The 18325-nt window shown below is 63.4% G+C and carries 15 protein-coding genes and 1 pseudogene; 12 read left to right on the forward strand and 4 right to left on the reverse strand.

Going from position 1 to position 18325, the window contains the following annotated elements:
- Nucleotides 1-397: 397 nt before the first annotated feature.
- From HU772_RS14655 to HU772_RS14675, 6 genes and pseudogenes are all read left to right on the forward strand, one after another.
- A complete protein-coding gene (locus HU772_RS14655) occupies nt 398-1816 on the forward strand; it encodes an aminotransferase-like domain-containing protein (RefSeq protein ID WP_186662734.1) in 1419 nt (472 codons plus the stop codon).
- 220 nt (nt 1817-2036) lie between these two features.
- Nucleotides 2037-2257: pseudogene (locus HU772_RS24990) on the forward strand (hypothetical protein); the annotation flags it as partial.
- A gap of 139 nt (nt 2258-2396) precedes the next feature.
- A complete protein-coding gene (locus HU772_RS14660) occupies nt 2397-2729 on the forward strand; it encodes a hypothetical protein (protein ID WP_186662733.1) in 333 nt (110 codons plus the stop codon).
- Nucleotides 2730-2781: 52 nt separating this feature from the next.
- Nucleotides 2782-4686, forward strand: a complete 1905-nt coding sequence (locus HU772_RS14665) for an S-type pyocin domain-containing protein (protein ID WP_217858718.1) — start codon at nt 2782-2784, stop codon at nt 4684-4686.
- Nucleotides 4683-4955: a colicin immunity domain-containing protein gene (locus HU772_RS14670; RefSeq protein WP_202885393.1), complete on the forward strand. Its 273-nt coding sequence runs from the start codon at nt 4683-4685 to the stop codon at nt 4953-4955. Before HU772_RS14665 ends, HU772_RS14670 begins: the two co-directional genes overlap by 4 nt.
- A 393-nt stretch (nt 4956-5348) precedes the next feature.
- On the forward strand, nt 5349-7541 hold the full coding sequence (locus tag HU772_RS14675; RefSeq protein WP_186662666.1) for an ATP-binding protein: 2193 nt from the start codon (nt 5349-5351) through the stop codon (nt 7539-7541).
- Between the two features lie 109 nt (nt 7542-7650).
- On the opposite strand, the gene HU772_RS14680 is transcribed toward HU772_RS14675, so the two are convergent.
- Nucleotides 7651-9810, reverse strand: coding sequence for an ATP-binding protein (locus HU772_RS14680; protein WP_186662667.1), 2160 nt, complete (start codon nt 9808-9810; stop codon nt 7651-7653).
- A gap of 86 nt (nt 9811-9896) precedes the next feature.
- Complete coding sequence (locus HU772_RS14685) at nt 9897-10529, reverse strand: LysE family translocator (RefSeq protein ID WP_186662676.1); 633 nt, start codon at nt 10527-10529, stop codon at nt 9897-9899.
- Nucleotides 10530-10940: 411 nt separating this feature from the next.
- Between HU772_RS14685 and HU772_RS14690 the strand changes: the two genes are divergently transcribed.
- Entirely contained in the window at nt 10941-11162 is a 222-nt protein-coding gene (locus HU772_RS14690; RefSeq protein WP_186662677.1) for a hypothetical protein, read from the forward strand.
- Nucleotides 11163-11177: 15 nt separating this feature from the next.
- Here HU772_RS14690 and HU772_RS14695 read toward each other — a convergent pair whose 3' ends face one another.
- On the reverse strand, nt 11178-11792 hold the full coding sequence (locus HU772_RS14695) for a LysE family translocator (protein WP_186662678.1): 615 nt from the start codon (nt 11790-11792) through the stop codon (nt 11178-11180).
- 112 nt (nt 11793-11904) lie between these two features.
- Between HU772_RS14695 and HU772_RS14700 the strand changes: the two genes are divergently transcribed.
- Nucleotides 11905-12357, forward strand: coding sequence for an Lrp/AsnC family transcriptional regulator (locus tag HU772_RS14700; RefSeq protein ID WP_186662668.1), 453 nt, complete (start codon nt 11905-11907; stop codon nt 12355-12357).
- A gap of 318 nt (nt 12358-12675) precedes the next feature.
- Entirely contained in the window at nt 12676-14088 is a 1413-nt protein-coding gene (locus HU772_RS14705) for a purine-cytosine permease family protein (RefSeq protein WP_186662669.1), read from the forward strand.
- Between the two features lie 93 nt (nt 14089-14181).
- On the opposite strand, the gene HU772_RS14710 is transcribed toward HU772_RS14705, so the two are convergent.
- Nucleotides 14182-15411, reverse strand: a complete 1230-nt coding sequence (locus tag HU772_RS14710) for an acyl-CoA dehydrogenase (RefSeq protein WP_186662670.1) — start codon at nt 15409-15411, stop codon at nt 14182-14184.
- A gap of 139 nt (nt 15412-15550) precedes the next feature.
- Between HU772_RS14710 and HU772_RS14715 the strand changes: the two genes are divergently transcribed.
- From HU772_RS14715 to HU772_RS14725, 3 genes are all read left to right on the forward strand, one after another.
- Nucleotides 15551-16477 (forward strand): LysR family transcriptional regulator, encoded by a 927-nt coding sequence (locus HU772_RS14715; protein WP_186662671.1) that lies wholly within the window; start codon nt 15551-15553, stop codon nt 16475-16477.
- A gap of 94 nt (nt 16478-16571) precedes the next feature.
- Nucleotides 16572-17699: a saccharopine dehydrogenase family protein gene (locus HU772_RS14720; protein WP_186662672.1), complete on the forward strand. Its 1128-nt coding sequence runs from the start codon at nt 16572-16574 to the stop codon at nt 17697-17699.
- A gap of 1 nt (nt 17700) precedes the next feature.
- Nucleotides 17701-18180 carry a DUF2269 family protein gene (locus HU772_RS14725; RefSeq protein ID WP_186662673.1) on the forward strand — a complete coding sequence of 160 codons (480 nt, stop codon included), beginning with the start codon at nt 17701-17703 and terminating at the stop codon, nt 18178-18180.
- Nucleotides 18181-18325: the final 145 nt, after the last annotated feature.

Genomic DNA, 18325 nt, shown 5'->3' on the forward strand with positions numbered 1-18325 from the left:
TTATCCAAGGAAAAACTGTGAAACCCCGATGGCTATCGGACTCACCTGTACATCAGTGCGGGCTGGGAGGTGTGCGGTGCACACGCAGGCCATCCGTGGCGGCCTGCTTACGCGGCCAGGGTGCGAACCCTGGTCGAACTGAACCATGCTGGGGACGGGCGCTGGACGCCCGGCCTCGGGAAAAGAGGGTGCGAGACGAGGCTCGACTGAGGTGCAGCGATATTGTGATTATTCATGGCGCTGTCGCGTGCTGTGTTGGCGATATCTGACACGTAATGTAAAAATGTCGAACACTTTGAGCCATGCACAGCGGCATGATTTACGCACTGCACTGTACAGGTCGCCCATGCAATACACTTGCGATGCCCCGCGTCTGGCACACCTGAAGGCCCCCTGAATGCTCCAGCTACATCCGGACTCCGCCACCCCGCTGGTCAACCAGATCATCGACGGGCTGCGCGCGCTGATCGACGCCCAGACTCTCAAGCCCGGGGCCAAGGTACCGTCGATCCGCGCCTTCGCCGCCACCTATTCGGTGAGTACCTTCACCGTGGTCGAGGCCTATGACCGCCTGGTGGCCCAGGGCCTGCTGGTGAGCAAGGGCAATGCTGGCTTCTTCGTCAATCGTGCGGCGAACGAGCTGCTGGACAGCCAGCACCTCGAAGCCGACACCACCCGCCCGACCTTCAACTCCGAGTGGTACCTGCAGCAGATCTTCGAAATCCGCCAGTTACCGTACAAACCCGGTTGCGGCTGGTTGCCCAACGAGTGGATGTACGAGGAAGGCCTGCGCCGCGGCTTGCGCCAGGTGGCTGGCAGCCCGCTGGAGCTGTCGGGCTACGGCGACCCCATGGGCCTGCCCGAATTACGTGCGTTGACCGCGCAGAACCTGCAACAGGAGCTGTCGATCGTCGCCAACCCGGCGCAGCTGATGCTCACCCATGGCGCCAGCCAAGCCCTCGACCTGGCCGTGCGCACCCTGGTGCGCCCCGGCGACGTGGTGCTGGTGGACGACCCCGGCTACCCCAACCTGATGAGCATCCTGCGTACCCAGGGCGCCACTCTGGTAGGCGTACCACGCACGCCGGCCGGCTACGACCTCGACCAGCTCGAACGCCTGCTGGCGCACCACCGCCCTACCGCGTTCTTCACCCAGCCGCACCTGCACAGCCCGACCTGCTCGCGCACGCCGCTGGCGCAGCTGCACCGCCTGCTGCAACTGGCCAGCCAGCACGGCTTCCGCCTGGTGGAAAACAACCTCTACGCTGACATGATCGCCGAGCCCCAGCCCTGCCTGGCCAGCCTCGACCACCTGCAACAGGTGGTGTACGTCGGCAGTTACTCCAAGAGCATTTCGCCCAATGTACGGGTCGGCTACCTGCTGGCCAGCCCCGAGCTGATGCAGCAGTTGCTGCACCTGAAGATGCGTTCGGGGCTGACCACCTCGCAGGTGATGGAGCGGGTGGTGTACGCGGCGATCATCGACGGTCGCTGGCGCAAGCACCTCAAGCGCCTGCGCCAACGCCTGGCCGAAGCACACCAGGAAGTCGGCCGGCACCTGCATCGGCTGGGCTTCGAGCTGTTCATCGAGTCGGACGAAGGCATGTACATCTGGACCCGCCACCCGGCGATTCCGGACAGCGCGGCGTTGCTCGACGATGCCCTGGAGCAAGGCATCATGCTCGGGCCCGGGCAGTTGTTCATGGTCGATGCCCAGGCTACCGGGTGGATGCGTTTCAACGTGGCGTTCAGTACCGAGACGGCGATGTGGGAGTTGTTGGAGAAGGTGCTGGTCAAGCATGTGCGGCGGGGGTGATTTGAATTATCCGGGAGCGGCGCTGCATTGATGTCTCGAGGCAAGCTAACTCCTAACTCCTAGGTCCAGGTGACTTGCGATCCAGCCACTAGGACCTTCAACTAACCACCAGACCGCCCCTGGAGGCGCTTCCGCCCTCTGAGACGGACGCCTCCATAATAGAGGCCATCATGCACTCACTTCCCTTGTTCCATGCCTGGACCTACACGTCGACGCCTGAGTGTGCAACGAGCAGCGCAACCTAGTGTTCATGTCGCCCTGGGGTCGTGACACTGCCCGGAAGGAGTGTCTCGCTCGTCTCACGCTGGGCCGGGAGGAAAATGGGCTCGACCACTTCCACATCCTCGTCGAGGGGCGAAGCATCCCCTCCTCTCCAACCAGGACTTGTTGGAAAAGCACACCACACGACAATTCCGCGGGACTTTGTACGGAGGGTCTTTACGGGGAGCCCGCAGAACTCGAAAAAAATCGTGCGCCAAGCCACAGGCGGGGTTGGGTCATTGACTTCGTATACTGTGTTTTTATACAGTGCCGGCCAGCGATCTCCCTTCTGGAAATCGCGCTTTCAAGGAATGAATTTATGGCCATAGAGCTACCGGAAACGACTGTTCACCCGTGGCCCGACCCTTTGCCTATTGACGCGGGATCATTCGCGTACCTCTACAACGAGCGAGACCGACAGGGCCGGGAACAATTAGCAACATTTAACAGAATGATGACCGACCTTGCAGCAGAACTCCTGCGGGTCAAGACGTATTTGGATACGTCTTATGCGCCCTTGATCACGGGAGCAGCCCAAACCACTTTGGAGACCTTGGGGCTGCTCGGTGTCCCATTGGATACCTCCTCAAGCAGTGCAGCTGATATTGCGGGATACATCAGTACCGTCAACCAGGCACTTGTCGAGTGCTAATGATCAGCTCGCCTCGCTGTCCACAGAGGCCTTGGCATTTTCGGGTGGCAATGTGCTTGAACTCAATGCCTCTCAGATCAAGGCTGCGAACATGTCACGAATCCCCAAGCACTGGCTTGCATGGGGACCATTCCCGGCGTCGGAACAAGGTATTTATCAGAAAGCCTATGAGGCAGCCCTGCAATCCCGAGTGGTAGGTCAAACCATAAAGACATTGCAGGAACGCCAAGCGAACTTGAACACCAGCCTAGAACAGGCCAAAGTTCGTGAAGTACAATCCGTTCGTCAGTCAATCAGCAGTGATTTATCAGCCATCACAGCACCTGCGCAACAGCAACTGGCTGCGCATAGACAAGCTCTGGAAAATCAGTTTTCCGACTCTGCAACTAGGACCAATGCTGAACGAGAAGCCGCTAATCAGGCTGTGCGGCAAGCGGTTGAGCAAGCGTATCAGCAGATTGATGCCCTCATCACCTCGGCTGGCAGCAGGGTCAATGCGGGGGAACTCGCTCAGATCAACCAATCGGTAAGGGCAATGGCCGGCACCGTTGCTGCTACGTTCACCCGCGCGGCGAATCAGCTGGTGGCCAATGCCAATGCATTCATCGAGTCTCAGCGCCAAACGGTCAATCAGGCCAGCACTGGTGCCGCCATCCAGGTCAGCGCCCGCGTGGCCGAACTCATTGCACAGGTTCAAGCTACGCCGACCCGCGACATCGCCGCATCGGCCCAACAGTCTCTTAAGCAAGTCACAGACACCGCTTATGTTGCTGCGAGTAACCAGATCCATATTGCATCCCTCGCAGACACCGTCAAAAGGCAGGAGGTAAGTACAGGCATCCAGTCTGCCCGAAACAGCGCCCAAGCCCAGCTTCAAGCCCTGCCCGGCACCACTCAAACCGCCATTACCCAAGCGGCCAACAGCTACCGCTTCGCAGCCAGCGCTGCGGCGGCACTCACCGTGCCAGGACAAGGCACCGTCCCTTTGGCCGAAACCGCGCTGGCGACACTGCGCCAAGGCATTGCAAACGCCATTGCCGCATTAGGCCGCATTGCCACGGCTGGGCCGGGTGCCCCAATCGCCGCCGCCCTGACCGCCGTGTTTTATGCCCGTTCAACAGCCAGTGAAGAGCAGGACCAAACACCGGCGCGATTTCGCTACGGCTTGGGTGTCAATGCTCATGAGCTTGGCTTTTCGGCGAACGCCGATCTCAATGCCATTGCCGCCGCTCAAGGCACTGTCGAGCTGCCGTATAGGCTCACCAACGAAACCCGAGGTGATGGGCGCTCCTACGTTTCGGTGGTCACAGCTGATGGCGTGAACATCTCCAAGAGCGTACCCGTACGGGCTGCCACGTTTGATCCGCAAACTGGACGCTACACTGTGACGGTGCCAAGCTTGGTACCAGACCAGCCTCCCATTACCCTGACCTGGACGCCTGCGGCGCCTCCAGGGGATCAGTCCTCAAGTACGACGACACCGGTCGTTCCACCGCCTGTGCCGACCTACACAGGCGTGGAACTGCAACCGCTGAACATTGAGGCCGAGACCTACCCCGGTGTGTTGCCGGATGCTCGCGATCTGATCATTACCTTCCCGGTAGACTCCGGGATGAAACCGATCTATTTGATGTTCAGCGAGCCTTTAGACTCGGGGATATTCACCCGGAGGCAGTTGGACAAAAAGTACAAGCACGCCATTGACTTTGGAGTTATCAACACAAAAAAAAATAGAGAAACCCTGACTGCATTCAAAGACGCCATTGAGCAACATTTGAATAGTGAAGACACAGTAGAAAAAGGAACTTACCGTCGACTTCCGGGCTCCAAAGTATTTTTCAACCATAAAACCATGAATGTAGTAATCCTAAAGGGCAACGGCGATTTTTTATCCGGATGGACAATTAATCCAGAGACAGACGTAGGCAGAATTTACATTGAAACAGGTGACTTATGAGTAGCCACGACATGATTTCTTTAGGGAAAGACTTGATTAACGGCAAAATCGATGGATTAACATTCTCAGAAGACATATGCGTGGCCAGGCGAGACAAAACAAACTCAACGCCGACTGATAGAAACATATTGAACTGTGGCGAGGAGTTATTCATGGCAGCAGAAACTTACAATCCAAATGAAGACCGTGAGGATTATGAGATCAACGAGGAACAACTTAAGATGCAGGTCAGTGAAATATTAAATAAATATAATATCTCAACCTCCTGACACCCTATTAAATTTAAGCCAGGGGTTCTCCAATCAATTCAGCACAGGTCACCCGACCTGTGCTGACATAGCCCTTCGTTTATCTATCTCAGCACGCCTAACCATAAGTCAGATGCGATAGGGGCTAGGAAGCAACGAACCCCAAATCCAACGTAAACTTTATCAGTGTCGTTTAGTATCTTCTTCCCAAGCATCCAACGCGACACAACAACTGCTCATATCGGCTATCGCGTATAAGTTCGAAGTCTTGCATCACTTCGCGAACCCAAACGCCCGCATCCCAGCAAGGCTGGAGCCTGCTGGGGCGCAAGCACAGCAGCGGCATAAAGCACTCGCCAAGCGCCACGTCTAGGTGCACCCTGATGCTCTCGCACACAAGGACCAGCAACGCTCATGGCGAAATGGCTAGACGGCGGTGGGCTCATGGCCGAGCGCATCCGCAACCACGACTGGAGTAGCACACCGCTAGGCCCTCTGCACACCTGGCCCGAAGTGCTCAAGACCAGCGTCGCCCTGTGCCTGGCCTCGCGCTTCCCGCAAGCGGTGCTATGGGGCGAGCAATTGATCACCCTGTACAACGATGCCTTCACCCCGATCCTGGGAGACAAGCCCCTGACCCTGGGGCAGCCGTTCAGCCAGGTATGGCAGGAAGCCTGGAGCGACATCGCCAGCCTGGCCCAACGCGCACTGAGTGGCGAGGCGGTGTACATCGAGGACTTTCCCCTGGTGATCGAGCGCCGGGGCAACCCGGAACGCGCCTACTTCACCTTTTGCTACAGCCCCATCCGCGACCATGACGGCAAGGTGGTGGGCATGCTCGACACCGTTACCGAGACCACCGCCAACGTCGTCGCCAACCAGCGCCTGAGCTTCCTCGACAGCGTGGGGCGGGCCGTGGCCGATGCCACCGACGCGGAGCGGATCATGGCCACCACCACCCGCCTGCTCGGCGAGCATCTGCACCTGTCGAGCTGCGCCTACGCGATGATGGCCGCCGACGAGGACGGCTTCACCATCTGTGGCGACTGGGTGAGCCCAGGCTCGCCGCGGCTGCTCGGCCAGTACCGCCTGGCCGATTTCGGAGGCCTGGCGGTCAGTCGCCTGCGCGCCGGCCTGCCACTGGTGATCGAAGACAACCTGACGCAGTTGCCGGCGCGCGAGGCCGCGACCTTCCAGGCCATCGGCATCACCGCGACCCTGTGCATTCCGCTGATCAAGGAGGGCCGCCTGACCGCGCTGATGGCCATTCACGACAAGGTTCCGCGCAGCTGGAGCCCATATGAGCAGACCCTGATCAGCGAAGTCACCGAACGTTGCTGGGCGCATATCCAACGGGTCCAGGCCAACGCCGAGGTGCGCGAGGCGATGCTGGCCCTCGAGGCGCTCAATGCCACCCTTGAGCAACGGGTCGAGGAACGCACCGGGCAACTGCTGCACACCGAGGCGATCCTGCGCCAGACCCAGAAGCTCGAGGCCATCGGCCAACTGACCGGCGGCGTCGCCCACGACTTCAACAACCTGCTGACCATCATCCGCTCGTCGATCCACTTCCTGCAGCGCCCCGACCTCGATGACACCCGTCGCAACCGTTACATCAAGACCGTCTCCGACACTGTCGACCGAGGCGCCAAGCTGACCGGCCAACTGCTTGCCTTTGCCCGGCGCCAAGCCCTGAGCCCGCAGGTGTTCGAGGCCGGTCCACAGCTCGAAGCCATGGCCGACATGCTCGATACCGCCACCGGCGCACGCATCCAGGTCAGCCTCGAATTGCCCGAGGTGCCCTGCCACGTGCATGCCGACCTGGGCCAGCTGGAGACGGCGGTGATCAACCTGATGATCAACGGTCGCGACGCCATGGCCGGCAGCGGTACCCTGCGCCTGCGCCTGGAAGCCAACCGCAGCCTGCCAGGCCTGCGCGGCCAGCCGGAACAGCCGGGGCCATTCGCCGCCATCTCGGTGACCGACAGCGGCGTCGGCATTGCCCCGCACCTGCTCGAGCGCATCTTCGACCCGTTCTTCACCACCAAGCCCCCTGGCCAGGGCACGGGGCTGGGGTTGTCGCAAGTGTTCGGCTTCGTCAAGCAGTCGGGCGGCGAGGTGCAGGTGACTAGCACCGAAGGCCAGGGCACCACCTTTACCCTCTATTTGCCGCAAGTAGACCAGGCCGATGCCCAGGCCGAGCTGCACAGCAGCCAACCCATGCCACCAGGCGAACGACGGCGGATCCTGGTGGTCGAGGACACCCCCGATGTCGGCAGTTTCACCGCGCAGATCCTGCGCGATCACGGCTATCAGATCCGCTGGGCGGCCAGCGCTGAAGAGGCGCTGGCGCAGATCACGGCTGGCCAGAATGGGTTCGACGCGGTGTTTTCCGATGTGGTGATGCCGGGAATGGGAGGCCTGGCCCTGGCCCGCGAGCTGCGCGAAAGCCATCCACAGCTCCCGGTAATCCTCACCTCCGGCTATAGCGAGGCCATCGCCGAGGGCGGGCACCAGGGCTTCGCCTTCCTGGCCAAGCCGTATTCAGCCGAGCAGGTGTGCCGGATGCTCAACGAGGTGCTGCAGGCAAGCGACGCGCCCCTGTAGACGCCGGCCTTGCCGACGAACCAGGTGTCGCCTTGCAGCCCCGGCAAGTCCAAAGCGGACGCCGCTTCTGGACAGCTTGAAAGGGCTGACGCCTGCCAGCCCCACAGCATCAGCCCCGGCCACGCAACAACCGCGCCAGGCTCTGCGCCAGCTCGGCCTGGTGGAACGGCTTGCGCAGTACCTCGAAGCCATGCAGCTCGCTCGGTGCCAGGTTGGCATACCCAGTAATGATCAACACCGGCAGATCCGCCAGGCGCTCGCGCACCTTTTGGGCAAAGCGCACGCCGGTCATCTCGGTCATGACATGATCGGTCAACAACAGGTCCGGACGTAATCCCTGGTCCAGCAAGGCCAGCGCCTGCAATGGCCCCTCGGCCTCGCTGACCTCATACCCGAGGGCCTGCAACTGCATCAGCGTGGCATGACGCACCAAGGCTTCGTCATCCACCAGCAGCACGCGCCGCAAGCGGCCTGGCCCTGGCTCGTCGGCTGGCACGCCAACCTTCTCGGGCGCTTCACCCACCGGCAGCCACAGGGTCGCCTCAGTCCCCCGCCCGGCCCTTGAATGAATCGCGAAACCGCCACCCGACTGCAACGCCAGCCCCTGCACCATCGGCAAGCCCAACCCGGTGCCGCGCCCTACCCCCTTCTTGGTCGAATAGAACGGTTCGAGGCAGCGCCCCAGGACCTCTTCGCTCATGCCGCAGCCATTATCCTCCACCTGTAGCCAGACCTGGCGCCCCGTCAAGGGATTGGGGGCCTGGTGCGCATCGTCTTCGCCCAGACCTGCGCAGATGGTCAGCTGGCCACCTTCGGCCATCGCATCGCGGGCATTCACCACCAGGTTGAGCACGGCCAACTCCAACTGGTGCGGATCCACCAGTACCCCAGGCAATGCCGTGTCGATACGGACACGCAGGACAATGGTCGGGCCCAGCGAACGCGTCATCAGCTCGTGCATGTCCTCGATCAGCGCGGCCAGTGAAACCACCAGAGGTTTCAGGGTTTGCCGGCGGGCGAAGCTGAGCAGCCGCCCGACCAAGCTACGCGCCCGCTCCGCGGCTTGCAGGCCCCCCTCGATCAGGCGTTCGGCGCGCTCTGGCTGCGGATGGCGACGCAGCAGTTCGAGCGAGGCGATGATTGGCGTCAGCATGTTGTTGAGGTCGTGGGCAATGCCGCCGGTGAGCTGGCCGATCATGTCCATCTTGCGCGCCTCATGCAGCTGCACGAGGGCCGACTCGCGCTGGGCCAGCATCCGCGCCACGCGTTCCTCGAGGTTTTCGTTCAGTGCATGCAGGGCCCGCTCGGCACGGGCATGGGTCACCGCCGCCCAGACCTGCTTGGCGGTTTCCTCGACCAGCAGGCACTCGTCGGCGACGAACAGGTGTGGTGCGTGAAAATGCACCGCCAGCATCGCCTCCAGGTGCTCGGCACGCAGCACCGGTACATGCAGGCTGGCGCACAGCGCCGGTTCATTGGCCTGGTAGTCGTGGCGCACCACCTGGCCGCTCAGCAGCCCGTCACGCAGCGCCGGGTCAAGATTGGCGTAGGGGTTGTCACCGACCAGCGAAGGCACGCCATCGGCCCATTCCTGGCCCACCCGGTAATGGCAGCCATCACCCAGGTCCTCGCCGAAGCACACCCGCGCCGCGCCCAGCTCCTCACCCAGGCGGCGGATAGCGTGGGCCTCGATACGCTCGGCATCGCCCAACCCAGGCAACGCCTGACGCAGCTCCAGTAAAAAGGCCTGGCGGCGCTGAAAGCGCACCCGCTCGCTGGTGTCGTTGACGATGCACAGCACGCCGCCGACGCTGCCATCGGCCTCGCGAACCGCAGAGTAGGACACATCGAAATAGGCCGTCTCGCCCAGGCCCTGACGCTCGATGTAGAACGGCCGGTCCTTGGCGGCGAAGGTCACGCCAGTCTCGCGTACACCGCGCAACAGCGGCTCCAGATCGTCCCACAGCTCGCGCCAGTTTTCCTCGGCCGGTTGCCCCAGGGCCCGCGGGTGCTTGTTGCCGATGCTTGGCCCATAGGCTTCGTTGTACAGGGCCACGTACTGCGCGCCCCAGAACAGCACGATCTGCGCCTGGGCCGGCAACAGCGTGGTCATGATCGCCTGCAGCCCCGGCGACCAGCCGTGCGGCGGCCCCAAGGGCGAGGCGTGCCAATCCATCGCCCGCAGCAGGCCGCTGACCGTGTCACCGCCAAGCAACCATGCCGGCGGTGCGTTCAGGCTGACGGGCTTGCTCTGCCGACGCGTTTTCATGTCTCGGTCATCCCGGGCGCGTTGCCATCCTATGAGGGTAGGAAATCAGCCGATGGCAAATCGTTCCCTTGGGATCACCGCGACCTTCAGCGCCGCCCTTCGGCCAGCATGCGCACGGCCAGGCCAGCCAGCACGGTGCCCATCAGCCAGCGCTGCGCTTGTTGCCACAGCGGCCGCCCGGCGAGGAACACGGCGATGGAACCGGCCATCAGGGCGATCAGCGCATTGACCGTGACGCTGATGGCGATCTGCGTGCCGCCCAGCACCAGCGACTGCGCCAACACACTACCGTGCCCCGGCTCGATGAACTGCGGCATCAGCGACAGGTACATGACGGCGATCTTGGGGTTGAGCAGGTTGGTCAGGAACCCCATGGCGAACAGCCGGCGCGGGCTGTCGGCCGGCAAGTCGCGCACCTGGAAGGGCGACCGGCCGCCCGGACGCAGCGCCTGCCAGGCCAGGTACAGCAGGTACAGGGCACCACCGATGCGCAGGGCGTCATAGGCGAGCGGCACCGCCATCACCAGGGCCGTGATGCCCAGCGCGGCACAGAGCATGTAGAAGATGAACCCCAACGCCACCCCGCCCAGGGAAATCAACCCGGCCATCCGGCCTTGGCAGATGGAGCGGGAAATCAGGTAGATCATGTTCGGCCCCGGCGTCAGGACCATGCCCAGGCTGATCAGGGCGAACGCTAACAGGTTGCTGGTTTCAGGCATCATGCACCTCCTTGTTGTTATGAGCGGGGAAGTGTATCCGCACATGACCTCGCCTTGAAACGGTTCACCGAGCCCGGTAATCTTGCGCCGCTGCTGTAAGTCCAGTAGCCGGGTTTGGTCACCCGCGAACATCAAGGCGCACTAGCGCCGCTTTGCGATTCAGTTGGCGCTTTTTTGTGCCCGCTGTTTTGTTCTATGGCGGCTGTGCGTGGGGCGCCTCCGTGCGCGCCGGTTTCCTTGATTCCCGGTTGACCAACCCGCGCACAGTCGCCACCCATTCGTTTGGTCACGTTGTGTGGCGGCTCCATTGAATCAAGGAGCGACACAATGACGAAAGGTCTACCCGATCCCCCTTCCCGCGCCACCACGGCCCCTTGCAGTTTCGGCAATTGCGAGTGCAGCCATCCGTCGCTGTTCGCCGTACGCGAGGGCGTCGATCTCGAGGATGCCCTGGTGCACCTGTCCACTTTGCTCAAGGGCGCGTTCGCGACCAACCTCAAGGCCATGGAGCTGGCGACCGGCACCTGCCAAGACTTGCTGATGGCCAACGACCACGGGCTGGATGCCGCCAAGGCCGTGGTCGAAGCACTGCTCGACGGGGTGGAGATGCAACAGGTGGCACCGGTGCTGTAGCGCGGTGGAGCGCGCCTAGGCCAACTGCCCCACCACCAACCCCAGCGCGATCGCGATCATCACCACCCCCGACACCCGCCCGACCAGCCGCGCCGCTGCCGGGCGGGTGCGCAACACCGCCTTGGCGCCGTAGCCCACCAGCAGGTAGATCACCAGCGAGCTGCACAGGTGCACCAGCCCCAGCAACAGGATCTGCAGTGGCAGCGGCCAGCTCGATTGCGGGTCGGTGAACTGCGGCAGCAACGCCAGGAACAGCAGGAACACCTTGGGGTTGAGCCCGCTGACGCAGAAGCCCCTGAGCGCCCAGCGCGAGCCGCTGTCGCCCGCCCCCGCCTCGCCCGCCTCGGGCACCGCCGGCTTGAGCAGCAGGTTGCCGCCCAACCACAGCAGGTACAGGCAACCGGCCAGGGTCAGCAAGGTCAGCGCCAGCGGGTGCCCGGCGATCAGGCTGCCGACCCCGGCGGCGACGATCAGCGTGGCGAGGAAATGCCCGGACAACATCCCCGCCACCGCCGAGCCCACCCAGCGGCCGCGCATGCCAGCGGAGATGGCATAGGCCCAGTCGGCGCCCGGGGTAATCACGAACAGGAAGGAGACGGCCCAGAACGCCGCCAATACACTCATGGCCACTTCGATGGTTCCTTTCACACAGATTTCGGTGAAAGAAAGACTACGGATATCGCCAGGGGACTTTCTTTCGTATATTCCCTCTTCACAGCGAAAAACTGGAAGATCCTTCCCCATGGACAGAATCGATCGCAAGATCCTTGCCGAGCTGCAACAAGACGGTCGCCTGTCGGTGACCGAGCTGGCCGATCGCGTGGGCCTGAGCCTGTCGCCCTGCCACCGTCGGCTCAAGGCGCTGGAGGAGTCCGGCGCCATCCTCGGCTACCACGCGCGCCTGGCCCCGGCCGCGCTGGGCCTGAACTTCGCCGCGCTGGTATTCGTGACCCTGCGCGAGGTCACCCGCCAGCCGGTGGCGGACTTCGAGGCGGCCCTGGGCGAGATCCCGCAGATCGTCGAAGCGCAGCGGCTGTTCGGCGACCCGGACTACTTGCTGCACGTGGTGGCCAAGGACCTGCCGGCGTTCCAGAAGCTGTACGACGAGCAACTGACCAGCATCCCCAACGTCAAGCGGCTGAGTTCGACCTTGGTGATGAAAGAGGTGATCCAGGACCGGGTGTTGCCGATGTAGTCGCTGGCTTCACCGCTTACCTGGAGCGGCCTTGTGCCGCGAAAGGGCTGCTAAGCAGCCCCAGCGATCGAGTAGGCGGCACAAATGGCTGGGGCTGCCATGCAGCCCTTTCGCGGCACAAGGCCGCTCCTACAGGCAATGTCGGTGATCCGTACATGCGCATGCCCCAGCCTTAGTTTTTTTAACGTCCATAAGCACAAATTTACTAATTTCCCCCGCCCCAGCCGCCCCGCATCATCACGCCAACAAGAACGCGTCGCCCGTTGCCGGCGCGCACCTGGGCAACCGCCGTTGCCCCACCTTGCCTTGGAGTCCGTCATGACCCGTGCAGCCAATTCGGCACCCCTCATCGAGAAACACACCATCGGCTACGTGCCACCGCAAGACCGCCATGGAAAGGTAAGGGACTTGTTCACTCTGTGGTTCGGCGGCAACATCGCGCCGCTGCCCATCGTCACCGGCGCCCTGGGCGTGCAACTGTTCCACCTCAACCTGCTGTGGGGCATCGTCGCCATCCTGGTCGGCCATTTGCTCGGCGGCGTGCTGATGGCCCTGCACTCGGCCCAGGGCCCGCAGATGGGCATCCCGCAGATGATCCAGAGCCGCGCCCAGTTCGGCTCGCTCGGCGCGCTGCTGGTGGTGGTGATCGCCGGGGTCATGTACATCGGCTTCTTCGCCTCCAACATCGTGCTCGCCGGCAAGTCGCTGCATGGCGTGGTCGAGGCCGTGCCAGTACCGGTGGGCATCGTCATCGGCGCTTTGGGCTCGGGCATCATCGGCATCATCGGCTACCGCTTCATCCACGTGCTCAATCGTATCGGCACCTGGGTGCTGGGCATCGGCATCGTGGTTGGTTTCGGCTACATATTCAGCCATGTGCAAAGCGACGACTTCCTTACCCGCGGCGGCTTCAACCTGGCCGGCTGGCTGGCCACCGTGTCGCTGGCGGCGCTGTGGCAGATCGCCTTCGCCCCCTATGTGTCGGACTACTCGCGCTACCTGCCGGCCGATGTGAAAGTCTCCTCGACCTTCTGGACCACCTACCTGGGTTCGGCCCTGGGCTCGAGCCTGTCGTTCATCTTCGGCGCGGTGGCCGTGCTGGCGATCCCCGCAGGCATGGACACCATGGACGCGGTCAAGCTCGCCACCGGCAGCCTCGGCCCGTTGATGCTGGTGCTGTTCCTGCTCAGCGTGATCAGCCACAACGCCCTCAACCTGTACGGCGCGGTGCTGTCGATCATCACCCTGGTGCAGACCTTCGCCTACCGCTGGATCCCCACCGCCAAGAGCCGCGCGGTGCTGTCGCTGATCGTCCTGGCGGCGTGCTGCGTGGTGGCGGTGTTCGCCTCGGCGGACTTCATCGGCCACTTCGTCGACATGGTGCTGGTGCTGTTGGTGGTGCTGGTGCCATGGACGGCGATCAACCTGATCGACTTCTATGTGATCCACAAGGGCGACTACGACATCCAGTCGATCTTCAAGGTCGATGGCGGCATCTATGGGCGCTACAACCCGCAGGCGCTGATCGCCTATGCGGTGGGCATCGCGGTGCAGATCCCGTTCATGAACACGCCGCTGTATGTCGGGCCGGTGTCGGCGCACATCAATGGTGCCGACCTGTCATGGCTGGTGGGGCTGGCGATCACCTCGCCGCTGTATTGGTGGCTGGCCAGCCGCGACAGCGCTTACCGTCGTCGCCAGCAGAGCGCCAAGCTGGCGGCTGCTGTCTGAGCCAATGACCATCACGGGGCAAGCCCGCTCCCACGTTCCGCCGCCAAAAACATACTGGTGTCGTGGCAGCGGGCTTGCCCCGCGATGGGCCGCTCAGCGGCCGCTACGCAACATCTCCTTCGGCACGTACTTGCCGATCTCATACTTGCCGATCGCCGCCCGGTGCACTTCGTCCGGGCCATCGGCCAGGCGCAGGGTGCGCTGCATCGCGTACATGTAGGCCAGCGGGAAATCGCCGCTCACTCCTGCCCCGCCATGCATCTGGATGGCCCGGTCGATCACCTTGAGCGCGACATTCGGCGCCACCACCTTGATCTGCGCGATCTCGCTGCGCGCCACTTTGTTGCCCACGGTGTCCATCATGTAGGCGGCCTTGAGGGTCAGCAGGCGGGCCATGTCGATTTCCATGCGCGAGTCGGCGATCTTGTCGATATTGCCGCCCAAGCGGGCCAGGGGCTTGCCAAAGGCGCTGCGCGCCACCGAGCGTTTGCACATCAGCTCAAGGGCCCGCTCGGCCATGCCGATCGAGCGCATGCAGTGGTGGATGCGCCCTGGCCCCAGGCGCCCCTGGGCGATCTCGAAGCCACGGCCTTCACCGAGGATCACGTTCTCATAAGGCACGCGCACATTCTCGAACAACACCTCGGCATGGCCATGGGGCGCGTCGTCGTAGCCGAACACCGGCAGCGGGCGGACGATCTTCACCCCGGGCGCGTCGGTGGGCACCAGGATCATCGAATGCTGCTGGTGGCGCGGGCCTTCGGGGTTGGACAGGCCCATGAAGATCATCACCTTGCAGCGCGGGTCGCAGGCGCCGGAGGTCCACCACTTGCGGCCATTGATCAGCCATTGGTCGCCATCGCGCACGGCAGTGGCGGCCATATTGGTGGCGTCCGAGGAGGCCACGTCGGGCTCGGTCATGGCGAACGCCGAGCGGATCTCGCCGCGCAGCAGCGGCTCGAGCCACTGGCGCTTCTGCGCCTCGCTGCCGTAGCGCACCAGTACTTCCATGTTGCCGGTGTCCGGCGCCGAGCAGTTGAACGGCTCCGGCCCCAGCAGCGAACGGCCCATGATCTCGGCCAGCGGCGCGTACTCCAGGTTGCTCAGGCCGGCGCCATACTCGGACTCGGGCAGGAACAGGTTCCACAGGCCCTCGGCCTGGGCCTTGGCCTTGAGTTCCCCCATGATCGCGGTGGGCTGCCAGCGGTCACCCTCGGCGACCTGGCGTTCGAACACCGGCTCAGCCGGGTACACATATGCATCCATGAACGCGCTGACACGCTCGCGCAGCGCCTGGACCTTGGGCGAATAGGCGAAATCCATCGGGGCTACCTTCAGTCAATGAAGAACATGGGCTGAGCCTAGAACAGCCACCCTTCATCCACCTAGTCTATTTTCTCCGTGTATAAACATTCATAACCGATATATGATCGGCCGATAACTCCAACAAAGAGCGGCGCCCATGAACCTCAGCAAGGTCGACCTCAACCTGTTCATCGTCTTCGACGCCATCTACACCGAAGCCAACCTGACCCGCGCCGGGCAGATCGTCGGCATCACCCAGCCGGCGGTGTCCAACGCCCTGTCGCGCCTGCGCGAGACCTTCAACGACCCGCTGTTCGTACGCACCGCCCAAGGCATGGTGCCCACGCCCATGGCGCAGAACATCATCGGCCCGGTGCGCAACGCGCTGACGCTGCTGCGCACCTCGGTGCAGGAAAGCCGCATCTTCAACCCGCTGCAAGCAAACAAGACCTTCCGCATCAGCATGACCGACCTCACCGAGGCGGTGATCCTGCCGCCGCTGTTCCAGCGCCTGCGGCGCCTGGCCCCGGCGCTGGTGATTGAGAGTTTCCTGTGCAAGCGCCGCGAAACCACCAAGGAGCTGGCCGCCGGGCGCCTGGACTTCGCCGTCGACGCGCCGTTGAACACCGACCCGCAGGTGCGCCACGTCAAGCTGATGCAGGACCACTACGTGTGCGCCATGCGCCCCGGCCACCCGCTGGCCGAAAGCAAGCTGACCCTGGATAGCTACCTGGGCATGACCCACATCCATATTTCCAGCCGCCGCAACGGCCTGGGCTACGTCGACCTGGCCCTGGGCAAGATGGGCGTGCAACGCCGCGTGGCACTGCGCTCGCAACACTACCTGATGGCCTCGCAGGTGTTGCAGCAGACCGACATGGTGATGACCGTGCCCGAGCGCTTCGCCCGCCGCCACCAGTTGCGCCATCAGCCGCTGCCGGTGGAGATCCCGGCCCTGGAAACCCACCTGTACTGGCACGAAAGCACCGACCAGGACCCGGCCAACCGCTGGATGCGCGAGCAGATCATCGAGCTGTGCGAGCGGGTGGTGGCTCAGGACCAGCAGGCGCTGGAAAGCGCCTGAGCCCTGCCGCGCAACTTGCATTGCCCTGCCCTTTCGGTGACCCTTGCGCCGCCCGCACGCGGGCGCTCCAGACTCACTGCACAAGGAACAGAGCATGGCCACCCGGATCCTGGTGATCGGCGCCTACGGCAACTTCGGCCGCATCATCAGCCGCCACTTGAACCGCATGGACGGTGTGCAACTGCTCATCGCCGGGCGCAATGCCAGGCAGTTGGCGACACTCGCGGAGCAACTCCAGGCCCCTGACGCCGCCCTGCATGGGCAGTGGTGCGGCGACGCCATGGCCGTGGGCTTTGCCGACGCCCTGCGTACCCTCGACATCGACTGGGTGATCCACACCGGTGGCCCGTTCCAGGGCCAGCCTTACCGTGTCGCCGAGGCCTGCATCGAGGCGGGCGTGCACTACTGCGACCTCTCCGACTGCCGGCTGTTCGTCAACGGCATCACACGCCTGGACGAGCGCGCCCGCCAGGCCAAGGTCGCGCTGCTCAGTGGCTGCAGCTCGGTGCCCAGCCTGTCGTCGGCGATCCTCGACGAACAGCGCCAGCAGTTCGGCCGGATCGACACCATCGAACACGGTATTTCCTCATCGGCGAAAATGCCCGGGCTGTCCACCATCGAAGGCGTGCTGGCCTACGCCGGGCGGCCGATCCGCCAATGGCGCGACGGCCGCCCACGGGAGGTGGACGGCTGGCTCGGGCTGCAGTTGCGGCACCTGCCGGGGCTGGGCTGGCGCCTGCTGAACAATGTCGACGTGCCGGACATGGACATCTTCGCCCAGCGCTATGGCGCCCGTAACCTGGCCTTCAAGGCCGGTTCGGGGCTGATGCTCGGCGGCCTGGCCAATGCCACCCTGGCCTGGCTGGTCAAGTGCGGCCTGGTGCGCGATCCGCTGCCCTGGGCCCGGCGCCTGCATCGTCTGGGCGGCCATTTCGAGCGCCTGGGCGACGGCAAGAGCGCGATGTACCTGGACGTGCGTGGCGAAGACCCGCAGGGGCAACCGCTGCGCATGCGCGCCCAGGTCAGCGCCCGCGACGACCTGGGACCGGAAATTCCCAGCTGCGCCTCGGTGGCATTGATGGCCAAGGTCGTGGCCGGCCATGCCCCGGCACCGGGCGCCCGCCCCTGTGTCGGCGAGATCAGTGTCGCCGAGTACCTGGCGGCGATCGACGCGCCGGACAAGGTGCGCTACAGCGTCAGCTTGCAACGTGGGCGGGGCTGAGATGGACTACCTGCTGCTCAAGTACCTGCACCTGATCGCCGCGGTGTTCCTGTTCGGCTTCGGCATGGGTTCCTACCTGTACCTGGTCGCGGCGCACCGTGGCAACGATCCGCGGGTGATCGCCGCAGTGGCGCGCATGGTGGTGCGCTTCGACGCCTGGATCACCACGCCGGCGGGCTTCGTGCAACTGCTCAGTGGCTACGCCATGGTCAGCCTGGCCGGCATGCCCTGGTCGACGGACTGGCTGCGCGGCGCGCTGCTGATCTTCTTCAGCGTTGGCGCATTGTGGCTGCCGGTCCTGTTGCTGCAAAAGCGCATGCAGGTCCTGGCCGAACAGGCCGCGCAGACCGGCACTGTGCTCGGGGCGCGGTACTGGCGGCTGTATCGCGGGTGGCTGTGGATGGGCGTCGCCGGATTCGGTGGCATGTTCCTGATCGTGCTGGTGATGGTGACGAAGCAGGCGCCGTGGCAATGGTTCTGATGCCTGCACAGCACTGCGCGGAAAAATTTTCTCCATATAGCGCCTCGAAGGGAATCTTGTTTCATACAGACCGCATCCTACAGGTGCATTGAAAAAACATTCACCCTCCTGCCGCCTTACGATGCTGTGCATGGACGCCGACAGG

The sequence above is a fragment of the Pseudomonas xantholysinigenes genome (genome assembly GCF_014268885.2).
GTDB lineage: Bacteria > Pseudomonadota > Gammaproteobacteria > Pseudomonadales > Pseudomonadaceae > Aquipseudomonas > Aquipseudomonas xantholysinigenes.

Coding starts and splice junctions, on each gene's coding strand:
- HU772_RS14660 (WP_186662733.1), top strand. CDS start 2,397: ATGGCCATAGAGCTACCGGAAACGACTGTTCACCCGTGGCCCGACCCT.
- HU772_RS14705 (WP_186662669.1), top strand. CDS start 12,676: ATGACCCGTGCAGCCAATTCGGCACCCCTCATCGAGAAACACACCATC.
- HU772_RS14700 (WP_186662668.1), top strand. CDS start 11,905: ATGGACAGAATCGATCGCAAGATCCTTGCCGAGCTGCAACAAGACGGT.
- HU772_RS14675 (WP_186662666.1), top strand. CDS start 5,349: ATGGCGAAATGGCTAGACGGCGGTGGGCTCATGGCCGAGCGCATCCGC.
- HU772_RS14655 (WP_186662734.1), top strand. CDS start 398: ATGCTCCAGCTACATCCGGACTCCGCCACCCCGCTGGTCAACCAGATC.
- HU772_RS14720 (WP_186662672.1), top strand. CDS start 16,572: ATGGCCACCCGGATCCTGGTGATCGGCGCCTACGGCAACTTCGGCCGC.
- HU772_RS14685 (WP_186662676.1), bottom strand. CDS start 10,529: ATGCCTGAAACCAGCAACCTGTTAGCGTTCGCCCTGATCAGCCTGGGC.
- HU772_RS14710 (WP_186662670.1), bottom strand. CDS start 15,411: ATGGATTTCGCCTATTCGCCCAAGGTCCAGGCGCTGCGCGAGCGTGTC.
- HU772_RS14715 (WP_186662671.1), top strand. CDS start 15,551: ATGAACCTCAGCAAGGTCGACCTCAACCTGTTCATCGTCTTCGACGCC.
- HU772_RS14725 (WP_186662673.1), top strand. CDS start 17,701: ATGGACTACCTGCTGCTCAAGTACCTGCACCTGATCGCCGCGGTGTTC.
- HU772_RS14680 (WP_186662667.1), bottom strand. CDS start 9,810: ATGAAAACGCGTCGGCAGAGCAAGCCCGTCAGCCTGAACGCACCGCCG.
- HU772_RS14670 (WP_202885393.1), top strand. CDS start 4,683: ATGAGTAGCCACGACATGATTTCTTTAGGGAAAGACTTGATTAACGGC.